This window comes from Amycolatopsis sp. cmx-11-12, from assembly GCF_046269425.1.
Taxonomy (GTDB): domain Bacteria; phylum Actinomycetota; class Actinomycetes; order Mycobacteriales; family Pseudonocardiaceae; genus Amycolatopsis.
Window position 1 is genome coordinate 1 of the sequence record NZ_JADNQM010000081.1, and the last position, 12,223, is coordinate 12,223.

General features: G+C 67.7%; 11 protein-coding genes and 1 tRNA gene. 3 read left to right on the top strand and 9 right to left on the bottom strand.

All coding sequences use genetic code 11. From position 1 onward, the window contains the following. Positions 1-137 precede the first annotated feature (137 nt). Together ACLARN_RS43810 and ACLARN_RS43815 are read right to left on the bottom strand one after the other, a co-directional pair. Complete coding sequence (locus tag ACLARN_RS43810; protein ID WP_409497417.1) at positions 138-1,364, bottom strand: M14 family metallopeptidase; 1,227 nt, start codon at positions 1,362-1,364, stop codon at positions 138-140. A 115-nt stretch (positions 1,365-1,479) separates the two neighbouring features. Next, positions 1,480-2,067 carry a TetR/AcrR family transcriptional regulator gene (locus ACLARN_RS43815; RefSeq protein WP_409497408.1) on the bottom strand — a complete coding sequence of 196 codons (588 nt, stop codon included), beginning with the start codon at positions 2,065-2,067 and terminating at the stop codon, positions 1,480-1,482. A 123-nt stretch (positions 2,068-2,190) separates the two neighbouring features. On the opposite strand from ACLARN_RS43815, the gene ACLARN_RS43820 reads away from it, so the two are divergent. Then, entirely contained in the window at positions 2,191-2,655 is a 465-nt protein-coding gene (locus ACLARN_RS43820; protein ID WP_076155927.1) for a GreA/GreB family elongation factor, read from the top strand. Between the two features lie 64 nt (positions 2,656-2,719). On the opposite strand, the gene ACLARN_RS43825 is transcribed toward ACLARN_RS43820, so the two are convergent. The 6 genes from ACLARN_RS43825 to ACLARN_RS43850 form a co-directional block, all read right to left on the bottom strand. Then, positions 2,720-4,252: a PstS family phosphate ABC transporter substrate-binding protein gene (locus ACLARN_RS43825; protein ID WP_409497409.1), complete on the bottom strand. Its 1,533-nt coding sequence runs from the start codon at positions 4,250-4,252 to the stop codon at positions 2,720-2,722. A 74-nt stretch (positions 4,253-4,326) separates the two neighbouring features. Further along, complete coding sequence (locus ACLARN_RS43830; RefSeq protein WP_409497410.1) at positions 4,327-5,814, bottom strand: flavin-containing monooxygenase; 1,488 nt, start codon at positions 5,812-5,814, stop codon at positions 4,327-4,329. Continuing rightward, the gene (locus tag ACLARN_RS43835) at positions 5,811-6,296 is read right to left on the bottom strand and encodes an FAD-dependent oxidoreductase (RefSeq protein WP_409497411.1); all 486 of its coding nucleotides are present in this window, start codon (positions 6,294-6,296) and stop codon (positions 5,811-5,813) included. The genes ACLARN_RS43830 and ACLARN_RS43835 overlap by 4 nt, the downstream gene beginning before the upstream one ends. After that, a complete protein-coding gene (locus ACLARN_RS43840; protein ID WP_409497412.1) occupies positions 6,293-7,222 on the bottom strand; it encodes a ferritin-like domain-containing protein in 930 nt (309 codons plus the stop codon). Before ACLARN_RS43840 ends, ACLARN_RS43835 begins: the two co-directional genes overlap by 4 nt. Then, complete coding sequence (locus tag ACLARN_RS43845) at positions 7,222-8,046, bottom strand: SDR family NAD(P)-dependent oxidoreductase (RefSeq protein ID WP_409497413.1); 825 nt, start codon at positions 8,044-8,046, stop codon at positions 7,222-7,224. The genes ACLARN_RS43840 and ACLARN_RS43845 overlap by 1 nt, the downstream gene beginning before the upstream one ends. Beyond that, complete coding sequence (locus tag ACLARN_RS43850) at positions 8,043-8,972, bottom strand: alpha/beta hydrolase (RefSeq protein ID WP_409497414.1); 930 nt, start codon at positions 8,970-8,972, stop codon at positions 8,043-8,045. Before ACLARN_RS43850 ends, ACLARN_RS43845 begins: the two co-directional genes overlap by 4 nt. A gap of 44 nt (positions 8,973-9,016) precedes the next feature. Here ACLARN_RS43850 and ACLARN_RS43855 point away from each other — a divergent pair, with 44 nt between their 5' ends. Further along, positions 9,017-9,655 (top strand): TetR/AcrR family transcriptional regulator, encoded by a 639-nt coding sequence (locus tag ACLARN_RS43855; RefSeq protein WP_409497415.1) that lies wholly within the window; start codon positions 9,017-9,019, stop codon positions 9,653-9,655. A gap of 81 nt (positions 9,656-9,736) precedes the next feature. On the opposite strand, the gene ACLARN_RS43860 is transcribed toward ACLARN_RS43855, so the two are convergent. Continuing rightward, a tRNA-Thr gene (locus ACLARN_RS43860) sits at positions 9,737-9,810 on the bottom strand. A 140-nt stretch (positions 9,811-9,950) separates the two neighbouring features. On the opposite strand from ACLARN_RS43860, the gene ACLARN_RS43865 reads away from it, so the two are divergent. Further along, a complete protein-coding gene (locus ACLARN_RS43865; RefSeq protein ID WP_409497416.1) occupies positions 9,951-11,669 on the top strand; it encodes a hypothetical protein in 1,719 nt (572 codons plus the stop codon). Positions 11,670-12,223 lie beyond the last annotated feature (554 nt).

The following is a 12,223-nucleotide window of genomic DNA, read 5'->3' on the forward strand; positions in this document are numbered from 1 at the left end:
TCGGCGAGCAGCTTCCGCGGCCCCTGAGGCAACCGCGTCTGACGGATCTCGAACAACACAACCCCTGAACAAGTCAGGTGTTGCAACCACCACTAGAACCCAAGGGGAAGGGGGCCTTCACGCGCAAACGCCGGACGTCAGCCGATGGCGGTGTTCAGCAGGAGGTCCACGGCGCGGTCGTTACGCGTGGTCTCCCGGACGATCACCTCGTCGGGCGGGTAGAAACCGGGGTTCGAACCCCGCGGGTACATCTCGAAGGTGAAGCTCAGGATCTTGTGGGTGCCCCACATCCAGTCGTCGATCGTCCCGTCCGTGATGTACAGGTCGCTCGACTGCTGCGGCGTGTAGCCGTTGGTCGCCGCCAGCTGCCTGCCCACCTGCTGGAAACGCTGCGCCTCGGCCGCCGTCATACCCGGCGCGGTGTCGTTGTACGTGAAGCCGAACGGCCACAGGACGAGCTCCGAGTAGGTGTGGAAGTCGATGCTCGCCTTGATCTGCTGGACGCCGCCGATCTTGCGCGAGTTCACGAAGTTGGACACCGCCCTGGTCTCCGGGGCGGAGAACGCCGAGGGACCGCGGTAGGTCTCGCTGGTCGTCGAGCCCGACGAACCGCCGCAGCAGCCCCAGTTGTAGGCCCAGTTGCGGTTGGGGTCGGTGCCGTTGCCCTGGCGGTTCTTGCGCCAGTACTTGTAGCTGCCGCCGGAGATGTCGTACTCCGAGCCGTCCGGGTTGACGTTCGGGATCACGTAGATCTCGGTGCTGTCGACGAACCGCTTGATCGCCGGGTCGGAGGCGTAGCCCTGGGTGAACCGGTTCACGATCCGCAGGCACATCTCGGTGGTGAGGTGTTCGCGGGCGTGCTGGTTGCAGGTGAAGAGGACTTCGGGCTCGTTCTCGTCGGTCGCGACGTTGTCGCTGATCTTGAGCATGTTCAGCGCGCGGTTCTGGTACGAGTTGCCGACGCTGCTCAGCCTCGCGATGGAGCCGAAGTTCGCCTGGGCGTTGCGCAGTTCCGTCGTGACCTCGGCGTAGTTGTGGAAGCCGGAGTCGGACGGCGGGAAGTCGTTGATCGCGTTCGTGCCCGGCTTCTCCGACCGGTCGACGACGCCGCGCTGCTCGACGCGGAAGCCGAGCGAGCGGATCTTCGCCGCATCGCGCGCTTCGCCGATCACCGTGGTCGTGGAGCCGGAGGTGCCGAGGACGTCGACGCCCAGCCGGGAGATCTGGGTGCGCTGCTGTGACGTGCCGGTGCCGAAGACCTCGTAGATCTGGACCTGCGCGTCTTCGGCCTGCTGGTCGGCGGTCGCCGGACTCGCGGCGACCGGGATGGTGAACGCCGCGACGGCCGCGATCGCCACGGCCATGCACCGTCTTATGCGCATCGTCGTCTCCTAGCTCTCAGGCAGGGAAGGGGAACCTCACCATGGCCGGAGCGGGCAGACCGAACAATCCGTAACGGTACGGATCTAATGCGTATTTCTAACCGTAGTTCGCGAAACAGAGCGCTTCGATGTCGCCGCGCAGTGCGGCGAACGGCCGCCGCCGGACGCGCTGCTGGACGATCGCGCCGAGCAGGTAGGACAGCAGGGCCCGCGCCCGCGCGCGGGGGTCTTCCACGTCGAGCGGCGCGAGCAGTTCCGCGAGCAGTTCGGTGATCGACGTCAGCATGACGTCGATGGCTTGCGGATGCTGCGCGCGGCCCGCGGCGATCCAGTACTCGAACCAGAGGAAGGCCGCGTTCGGGCGGCCGGAGAACTCGGCGAGGAACGCCTCCAGCGCCGCGAAGAGCCGCTCGTCCGGGTGATCGTGTTTCTCCGAAATTTTGCGCAAATCGGCGGTGAACGTTGTGATGTGCGCCGCCATCGCGCGGTCGATCAGGACGTCGATGTCCGCGAAGTAGTAATGAATCGCACTCTTCGTGAGCGGCCCGGCCTCCGCGATCGCGCGGACGGTGCAGCCGGCGAGCCCGTCCCTGGCGAGCACGACACGCGCCGCTTCGACGATCTGCTCCTGTTTCTGCAGCTGATTGGGGGAGAGCCGCGCGCTGCGGCCGGGAACGGCGGTCACGAAGTTCCTTACACCAAGTAGTCAGGACGGGAGCCCTGAAGCTTAGGGCAACCGTCCTGGCCGATCACAGCGGGTGAAAAATCGAGGTGGCTAGCGGCCGATCCGTAGCGGACAATGCGCGGCATGGTGACCACAGGGGACAACGGGTTCAGCCCGGCGGCACGCCGGCAGCTGGAAAAGGAACTCGCCGATCTGCGTGCGCAACGCGACGCGATGGCGCCGCTCGTCGGCGAACAGGAACGAACCGGCGACGCGGCCGATCAAGCGGAGGTGCTGGACCGCGCGGAGGCCGCCGCCTACCTCGACCGGCGCATCGCCGACGTCGCCGCGAAGCTCGAGCACGGCGGCCGCAACAGCAAGGGGCTGCTCCCCGACGGCACCACCGTCACCCTCAGGTTCTCCGATGGCGACGAAGACGAACTCCACATCGTCACGATCCCGGGTGAGGACGCCGACGCCTCGACGGTCACCTCGGACAGCCCGCTCGGCCTCGCGCTCGTGGGCGCCAAGGAGGGCGACGAGATCAAGTACCGGACACCGCGCGGCGAGACCAGCGCCACGGTCGTCACCCTGAAGCCGCCTGCCTGACCCTGCTAGTGCGTGAAGGCCTCCTTCCCTCGGCTGAGCCGAGGGAAGGAGGCCTTCACGCGGCTCACGTACCCGGACGGCACAGGACCGGATTCGCCAGTTCCGCGCACGGCCGGTGCCCGTGTGACCGGACGATGTCCTTGCCGACCTGGTTGATCAGGTACCGCAGGAAGCTCGCGACGAGCGAGTCGGCCTTCGGCTCGCCGAACGTGTAGGCGTACTCCGTCTCCCAGAACGGATACGCCGCGTGGATCGCGCCCTCCAGGGTCGCCTGGTGGCCGTCGATCCGCACCGGCAGCACGTCCTCACGTTTCGTCGCCGCGCCCAGTTCGCTGTAGCCGAGCGCGCCCGGCACCCGCGCGAGCGCGTCGAGGACGTCGTTCGTGGACGGCTTCGCGCAGCGCACCACGCCCGGCTGGGTGCCCGGCGCCTGTTTGAGGCAGTCGTCGGAGTTGTCGCCGGGTTCCCGTTTGCCGTCCAGGATCCGGACCTCGAACGTCCGTCGCGTGCCGGAGTCGGAATGCCGGTCGACGAGCCGGACGGGCCGGTCCTTGCCGCCGATCTCCTTCCAGTTCGCGATCTTGCCGTCGTAGATGTCGCGGACCTGCGCGAGCGAAAGATCCTGGACGCCGGCTTCCTTGTTGATCACGAGCGTGAACAGCGAGAACGCGACCGGACGCGGCAACAGTTGCGGGAAGCCCTCGCCCTTGGCGCCGTCGGAGAACGCCAGCATCCCGTCGTTCCCGGCCTGGTTCAGGCTGCCGAGCCCTTCCGCGCTTCCCCTGCTGTCGAACGAGAAGGACGCTCCGGGGCACGTCTTCGCGTACGACGTCGTCGCTTCCTTCAACACCGGCGCGAACGCCGTCGATCCGGTGATCACGAGCTTCCCTGACGCGCAGTCCAGCGGCGGCGGCTTCTCGTCGAAGACCAGCGAACGGGTCAGCTGGAAGATGCTGACCACCACGAGGAAGAGGATCAGCGCCATCACCGAACCCGTCGGCCCGGTACGGCTCTTGGTCTCGCGGAGGGTGCCGCCCTTGATCTCACCGATGACGTGGGGGTCGTCGAAATCGTCGGTCGAGCCGTTCGGGATCCGGTCGAGCACGGCGAGGATCTTGTAGTGCGCGCCGCGGTTCAGCGGCACCCTCGGCAGGTCGATCACCCCGACCGGCCGTGCGGGATTCTCGTCGCGTGCGCCGAAACCGGAGTCGTCGCCGAAACATTCGTGCAGATGCGGCGAGCTGAGTTCGGTCACCACCATCCCGGCGACGGTGCGGCCTGGGAACTTCACGCGGACGCCGACGCGGTCGTTCTCGTTGACCGCGTAGTCGTCGGTGTCGATGTCGGTGGTGCCGCTGTTCTCGATGCGCAGCAGCACGAACGACGGGTCGACGAGCCGCTCGCCGTTCTCGTGCTGCAACTGCGCCAGCGCGTCGGCGGTCGGCGCGAAGCCGCGCTCGGACCCGGTCGGGGTGTCCATCTGCACGCGGTAGCCGAGCCGTTTGCGGCCGACCAGCACGAACTCCCACAGGAACGCGATGGCCGGGACGCCGATCCCGACCACCGCGAGCAGGACGTCCCAGGGAAAGCCTTCCAAGACCAGCCTCCGTCGGTTCGGGGAACCGAACCTAAGGCTCAGCCAGGCCGGGGAAGGCGGACTTCAGCCAGTGTTCACCGGCCGTCCGCGAAGGCGTAGTCGTCGAGGTCGAAGAACCGGCTCGTCACCATCGTTTCCAGCGTCGGCGACGCACGGAAGGGCACATCCCCGTTCGCGTCGAAGTAGTAGCTGTTGGCGAGCGAACAGCTGTCCTGGAAGAACACCTGGTGCTTGCGGCGGTCCAGCATGCTCTGGAAGTACCGGTCGTTGGCCTCGTTCGTGACCTCCACCCGGGTCGCGCCGGTCTTGCGCGCGTTGCGCAGGCACCGCATGATATGCGCGGTCTGGGTCTCGATCAGGTTGAAGTACGAGGAACCGTTGTAGCCGTAGGGACCGAGAATGGTGAACAGGTTCGGGAAACCGGGGACGCTGACCCCTTGATAGGCCTGGAACCGGTTCTCCTCCCAGAATTTCTCCAGATCGGTCCCGCCCGCCCCGCGCACGGTGAACGCGGGCATGTTGCCCTTCTCGAAGACCTTGAACCCGGTCGCCAGCACCAGGACGTCGACCGGATGCTCGGTGCCGTCGACGGTGCGCACGCCGGACTCGGTGATCGCGTCGATGCTCGTGGTCTCCAGCGTGACGTCTTCGCGGTCGAACGTCTGCAAGTAGTCGTTGGAGAAGCTCGGCCGCTTGCAGCCCAAGGCATAGCGCGGAGTGAGCTTCTCGCGGGTCTCCGGATCCTTGACCGCGCGCCGCAGGTGCGCGAGCCCGATCCGCTCGCCCGCGCCCGCGGTCGGCAGGAGTTTGTGGAAATGCGCGGCCAGCGGGAAGGTCAGCTCGACCAGTGCCTGGCTGGCCAGCCGGGACAGCCGTTTCGCTCCGGGCAGCCGTCGCATCGCGAGCCGCACCGGCCCCGGCAGCGCGGCGTCCGGTTTCGGCAGGCACCAGATCGGCGTGCGCTGGAACACCGTCAGATGCCCGGCCTCGGGCGCGATGGACGGGATGACCTGGACGGCCGAAGCCCCGGTCCCGACGACCGCGACGCGCTTCCCGCGCAGGTCGACGCCGTGGTCCCAGCGGGCGGTGTGCATGACCGTGCCGCCGAAGTCGGCGAGCCCGTCGATGTCCGGTGGCTTCGGCTGGGTGAGCACGCCGGTGGCGCCCACGACGAACCGCGCGGTCATCGACCAGCCGTCGGCGGTTTCGAGGCGCCACAAGTGGGTTTCGTCGTCGAAGGTCGCGGCGACGACCTTCGATCCGAGGCGCGTGCGGCGGCGGATGTCGTACTTGTCGACGCAGTAGTCGGCGTAGGCCTTCAGTTCGCGGCCGGGTGCGTAGACCCGCGACCAGCCGGAGATCTGCTCGAACGAGAACTGGTAGCTGAACGACGGGATGTCGACGGCGACGCCGGGATAGGTGTTCCAGTGCCACGCGCCGCCGACGCCGTCGCCCTCCTCCAGCATCAGGAAGTCGTCGAAACCGGCTTTTTGAAGCAGGATCGCGGCGCCGATGCCGGAGAAGCCGCCGCCGATGATCGCGATCTCGTGGTCCGGGGTCATGCGGGACGTCCTTCCAGAGCGAAAAGCGAACTGGCGCCGAGCACGACGACGTCGGCCTGATGCTCGATGCCTTCCGCGGTACGGATTCCGTGGGGCGCGAAGGCGTAGACGGGCCAGGTGATGAGCTTGCAGCCGGGTCGCCGCAGCGCCCCGTAGTAGCCGAGGCCGGGCGCCGTCCGCCGCGAGCCGAAGCGGCGGTCCGGCGTCAGCAGTCTGCGGATCCAGGGGTCTTTCACCTGCCAGCGCAGGAAAACGCGGGCGACGGCGATGCCGAGGACGGTCGGCCCGGGGACCGGCATCGGCACCACCCAGTCCGGTTCCTCCTGGAACACCTTCACCGAGCGCGCGGTGGCCGCCACCTCGGGCACGATCTGCGCCGCCTCGCGGCCGGGCGCGACGACGGCGACGCGCTGCCCGGCGAAGTCGTGCCCGAACCATTCGGTGCCGCGCAGCACCTCGCCGCGGAATTCGCCCAAGGTCATGACGCGACCGGTTCGTGGGTGATCTCCTCGGTCCACGACTGCGGCTTTCCCAGCAGCCGCGCGGGGATCAGGCGGGTCACCTTCACCATCGGGTCGGCGAGCAGCCGGTGGTAGACGTGCGATCGGTCGACGATCATCGCCGCCTGCGCCCTGAGCACGTGGTACGCCGGGATGCGTTTGGTGAACTCGCCGCGGCCGCCGATGGTGGAGAACCGCTTCACGGCGTTGTAGAGCTTCTTCTCCGGCAGGCCCATCGCGACGATGTTGTCCCGCATCTTGTTGATCAGCGGGACGAACACCACGATCAGGCCGAGGACGATCTGCGGTTTGAGCGAGCCGATGGATTCGGTGAGCAGTTTGTGCGTCGATCCGGCGCCGATCAGTTCGAGCACCTCGAAATCGGCGGTGATATGCCGCGACTCGTCCGAGTTGATGTGCCGGAACACCTGATGGCAAACCGGATCGGAGACCTCGTCCAGCAGGAACTTCACCAGCGCGCCGTCCAGCGCGCATTCCAGCAACGGGATGAGCGTGGCCAGCGCGGTCAGCGGCAGGGTGTCGCCGAAGTCGTCGAGCACCTTGATGGCCAGCTTGACGTTGATGTTCGGCTCGGGCATCGAACCGTCTTCGTCGAGCATGCCCCAGCGCTTCATCAACGCCAGTTCCGCGTTGGCGTGCTTCTGTTCCTCGGCGTGGAAGTACCGGTAGATCTCCTGGATCACCGGTGTCGGCGCCTTCTTGGCCAGCGAGGCGAACCCGCGGGCGCCGACGTGCTCGATCCACACGAGGTCGGCCATGAACGGCCGCATCTTGGCGCGCAGTTCGTCGGTCATCGTCTCCGCGCCGGGCGCGTCCCAGTCGATGTCGGCCAGCGACCACTGCTTGTCCTTGATGGTCTGGAGCATCGCCTCGAAGTCGTAGGCCATCACTTCTCCTTTTCGGCGGGCAGGAACCGGCCGAGGAGACCGGCGATCCGCGTGTACGGGACGGGCACGAAACGCTTGGCGTGCCAGAGAAGCTGAGCGTCGGGCTGCGGCACGACGTAAAGCCGCCCGCGATCGTGGGCGTCGAGTGTCATCCGCGCGACGCGCTCCGGCGAGAAGCCGACGAGATCGGAGACCCGCTGCGCGAGGCCGCGCGCTTCGGCGTCGATGAGTTCACCGCCGAAGATGTTGGTGCGGACGAAAGTCGGGCACAGCACGGTCACCGCGACGCCGGTGCCGGACAGCTCGGCGGCCAGGGTCTCCGAGAGGCTGACGACCCCGGCCTTGCTCACGTTGTAGGCCGCCATTCTCGGCGCGGCGGTGAACCCCGCGGCCGAGGCGACGTTGATGACACCGCCCGCCTTCGCCGCCCGCATGGCGGGAACGAAGGTGTGACAGCCGTGGATCACGCCCCAGAGGTTCACGCCGAGGGTTCGCTGCCAGTCGGACAACGGGCTCTCCCCCACGAGCTTGCCGCCCGCGCCGATCCCGGCGTTGTTGACGACGAGGTCCGGATCGCGGCCGAGCCAGGATCGGGCCTGGCTCGCGAGTTCGGTGACTTCGTCCATAGTGGACACGTCACAGGCGACGGCGACCGCCTCGCCCTTGGTTTTGAGTTCCGCCACGGTTTCCTCGGCGGACGCGAGGTCGATGTCGGCGCAGACGACACGGCTTCCGCGCCGGACGAGTTCCGCCGCGATCGCCTTCCCGATCCCGCTGCCCGCCCCGGTGACGACGGCGTGCGCTCCGTGAGTCCGTTTCGTCACGATGCCTTCCTCAGGGTCGCTGGGAGATTCTCCGTCAGGAACCGGCAGGCCCGCTCCATCGCCGGTGCCGCCTCCGGAATGAACCGGGTCAGCGCCTGGAAGACGTGCATCTGGCCGGGGACCACGTCCAGTTCGCAGTCCGCTCCCGTACGGCGCAGGGCTCTGGCCAGTTCGATGGCGTCGGCGGCGAGCATTTCGAGGCCGCCGGCCTGGATGATCGTCGGCGGGAAGCCCTTGACGTCGTCGAAGGCGAACCGCAGCCGCGTCGACGCGAGGTCGGCGTCCACTGTGTACAGACCGACCAGCTTGGCGGCCGCCGCGGCGGAGATCATCGGGTCGCGGCGCATGCGTTCCCGTTCCGCGGCCATGGAGAACGTCACGTCGAACAGCGGCGAGAAGAGCGCCAGCGCGGCAGGCGGGTCTTTGCGTTCCCGGATCAGCTGCGCGGCGAGATCGACCGCGAGATGTCCGCCCGCGGAGTCGCCCACGACGAGGATCCGCCGATACCCCTGACCGACGAGCCTGTCGTACGCCGCACGGACGTCGTCGGCGGCGTTCGGGAACCGATGCCGGGGCGCGAGCCGGTATTCGCAGGCGAACACCGGCAGCCCGGTGCCCGCGGAAACGCGCGTGGTCAGCCCGCGATGCGTGCGGGCCGAGCAGAGCGCGTACCCACTGCCATGGATGTAGAGGACCACGCTGTCGCCGTCTTCGACGTCAGGCCCGCGAACCCACTCGCCGTGGACACCGGCTTCGACGCGGCTTCCCTTCAGCGGCGGCGAAGCCAGCCACAAACTCGTGGCGATGAAGGCGCGGGAGAACCTGATCCCGGCCCGGTTGGCCGGGATCGCGTTGGCGATCGGCCGCACGAAAGCGGTCGTCAGCGCGGCGGCCAAGGCAGGTCGCAGGCCATTCTGCGGTCGCATGCCCTCAGAATGAATCTGAGGGCACCTGCTGTCAAGATGGAGAGGTGACCGCGTCCCGCCGCTACAGCGGCAAAACCGCCGACGAGCGTCGAGCCGAACGACGGCTCGCCCTGCTCGGCGCCGCACTGGACATCTGGCAGGAACAGGGCTGGGCGGCGGTCACCATGCGCGGCGTCTGCGCGCGAGCGAACCTGACCGACCGGTACTTCTACGAGAGCTTCGCCAACCGCGACGCACTGCTCGTCACCGCCTGGGAACAGGTCCGCGACGAGACACTGCGAATGGTCCTCGACGCTGTCGCTTCCCGGATCGAGCAACCCGCCCTGGATCAGCTTCGCGCCGCGCTGGACGTCGTCGTCCATCACGTGCAGGAGGAGCCGGCGCGGGCGCAGATCCTGTTCGGCGACCACGCGGGCAGCGCGGTGCTGGAGCAACTGCGGCGGCAGACCGTCCAGGACACCACCAGCCTGCTGATCGAACTCGCCCGGCCGCATCTGAAGCCCGACGTGAACGGGCTGGAGTTCCGGGTCAACGTCCTGCTGGGCATCGGAGGCTTCGTGGAGATCATGCTCGCGTGGCGCTCCGGCGCCCTCGACGCCGACGCGGACACGCTCGTCGATCACCTCACCGGAGTGGGCACTTCGCTGTCACGGATGTTCCTCGCGAGTGACACCAACGGGTGAATTTCCGGTTCGGGTTCGAGGCTTACCCCCGAAACGAGTCAGGGCCCCATCCGGAGTGTCCGAATGGGGCCCTGACCTGGGAGCCGCCTAGGGGAATCGAACCCCTGACCTATTCATTACGAGTGAATCGCTCTGGCCGACTGAGCTAAGGCGGCAGACATCGGGCTCGCACCCGATGACGAATGCCAGTGTAGCGGAGGGGTTGAACGTCACCTTCTCCGGCCACCGTCGTTAGGGTCCTATAACGCCGGTCTCAGTCCCCCAAGATCGGCCATCCCCACTGGAGGACCTGTTCATGCGGCGACGACTGCCCCGTGTGCTGGCGCTCCCGGCCGCCGCGGCTCTGCTTCTGCTGACCGCGGCTCCGGCGATCGCCCAGGACATCCCGACCACGCCGATCCCCGATCCGGCCAAGCCGGGACAGCCGCCGATGTCGGCGCCGATCGGGCCGCAGCCGCTGGGCAAGGCGGTGGGTGACGCGGGGGCGGCACTCGGCGTGCTCCGGCTGCTGCCCAACGCGGTGCCGACGAGCGCGATCCTGCCCGGCGCGGACAAGCTGCTGCCGAAGCAGTCCGCGCTCGAAGCCGGGATGGGGCTTTCCAGCGCGCAGGCCAACTCCGAGGCCTACCTGAACTACGAGAAGTCGATCGCGCAGTCGTCGCCGTTCGGACTGTCGGCCGCGGGCAACGCGCCGCAGACGCCGGGCAGCCTCGTGCAGACGGCGCTGCCGGACAACCCGAAGCCGATCAGCGGCGGCCTCAACGCGCCGAACAACCCGCTGTTCAACCTCGGCCTGCTGAACGGCGAGGCGCACGCGCGCTGGAGCCCGACGCTCGGGCCGTGCGTCGGCACGATCGCCGACTCGAGCACGTCGATCGCGAACCTCGCGCTGCTGCCGACCATCCCGAACATCCCGGGCGCCGAGCAGCTGACCCAGGCTTCAGAGCAGCTCACTGCCGGTCTCAAGGCACTTCCGGGCCCGCTGGCGAGCCTGGGCGGGCTGCTTTCGGGCACCAGCACCAGCGCCGACGGCAAGGGCGCGGTGCTGAGCCTGCCGAACACGCTGTCGTCGCGGTCGACCGTGCGGCTGGTCGACATGCCCGGCACGAAGAACAAGGCCGTCGAATCGACGTCGACCCTGCAAGCGGCCAGCATCGAACTGCTGAAGGGCACGCCGCTCGGCCTGACGATCAAGGTCGCCAGCCAGCCGACGCTGCGGGTCACCTCGACCGGCGACAAGAAGACGTCGAAGGTCGAGTACAGCGCGCCGGTGCTCCAGATCGTGCGCGGCGACAAGGTGCTGTTCACCCTCGACGCGAACAACCCGACCAAGGACATCCCGATCGGCATCCCGCTGCCGTCGCTCAAGCAGGTGCCGGGCTTCGAGGAGCTGAAGAACGTGCCGGTCATCGGCGGTCTCGCCGAGATGCTGAACGGTGCCACGAAGCAGCTTCCGGGCGGTGAGGCCGGGAACGGGCTCACCCTCGACCTCGGGGTGCTGAAGCTGTCGATCGCCGGGCTGAACCAGAAGTCGAACGACTCGACCTCACCGTTCAAGGGTTTCCAGCTCGGCGCCTCGGCGCGGCTGCTGGACCTGCAGATCCTGCCGACCACCGCGCTGCAGAAGGCGCTGCCGCCGGACGCCGCGAAGAACCTGCCGTCGTCGCTGGCGCAGATCTCGCTCGGCGAGCAGATCGCCCGTGCGCACGCACCGGTCGGCGGTGTCGAATGCGGCACCGCTCAGGCGCCCCCTGCCGGTAACAACGGTGGTGCGGCGCCGAAGGGCCCGGTCAAGAACCTGGCCTACACCAACGGCGCGTACGACACGGTGCCGATGTTCTGGTCGGGTACCGCGATGCTGTTGCTCGGTGTCGTCCTCGTGGCGGCCATGCCGGGACGGCGTCGGCTTTCGGTGGCTCCGGTTCGGCTGTCTTCACCGTCGCCGTCGCCTTCGCGTTCGTCGAAGGGCGATCCGGACTTCAAGCCTTCGCCGCGGCCGCGCTCGGAGGACTAGACGGGGCGAGGAGGGTGATGAACGGTCCTTTCGCGCCTTTGCCCCCCGCGTGGGAGGCCCGTTCGTACCGCCTCGATCGCCGGTAGCTGATGGGGACCTTCGCCGCTTTGATGCGGTGAAGGTCCCCTTCGCTTTGGCTGGGGCGGCCATGTCCCCAATGCCTCATTGGAGACGCTGAGCGTCCCAAACTCGACATTCGCGCTCGGGCACGACGGTGGCTGAAGGGGACTTTCCCCGGATGCGACGAGGCGAAAGCGCCCTTCACCGCGTCCTATGCGGCGAAGGCTCCCATCACGCCCTACCCGAATCCGCTTCACTTACCCACAGCACTTGTCCACAACCACCCCAACCTGTGGACAACTCCCGCCACCAGCACTTTTCCACCCCCAACCCCGGTAAACTGGACTCGGGGTCGCCCCCCTTGGGACAATGCCACTTACTTAGCAGCTGCCGGTCTGACTGTGATGGTGGTGTTGCTGATTGTAACGGGGTGTGGGGTAGCGTTCCGTTGTGGGTGTGACGCGTGATTTGCGGTCGATAGTCAGTGATCATGA

What these genes read in the sequence shown, in the direction of transcription:
- ACLARN_RS43865 (WP_409497416.1), top strand. Translation starts at nt 9,951, where the DNA reads ATGCGGCGACGACTGCCCCGTGTGCTGGCGCTCCCGGCCGCCGCGGCT.
- ACLARN_RS43835 (WP_409497411.1), bottom strand. Translation starts at nt 6,296, where the DNA reads ATGACCTTGGGCGAATTCCGCGGCGAGGTGCTGCGCGGCACCGAATGG.
- ACLARN_RS43840 (WP_409497412.1), bottom strand. Translation starts at nt 7,222, where the DNA reads ATGGCCTACGACTTCGAGGCGATGCTCCAGACCATCAAGGACAAGCAG.
- ACLARN_RS43810 (WP_409497417.1), bottom strand. Translation starts at nt 1,364, where the DNA reads ATGGCCGTGGCGATCGCGGCCGTCGCGGCGTTCACCATCCCGGTCGCC.
- ACLARN_RS43820 (WP_076155927.1), top strand. Translation starts at nt 2,191, where the DNA reads ATGGTGACCACAGGGGACAACGGGTTCAGCCCGGCGGCACGCCGGCAG.
- ACLARN_RS43850 (WP_409497414.1), bottom strand. Translation starts at nt 8,972, where the DNA reads ATGCGACCGCAGAATGGCCTGCGACCTGCCTTGGCCGCCGCGCTGACG.
- ACLARN_RS43830 (WP_409497410.1), bottom strand. Translation starts at nt 5,814, where the DNA reads ATGACCCCGGACCACGAGATCGCGATCATCGGCGGCGGCTTCTCCGGC.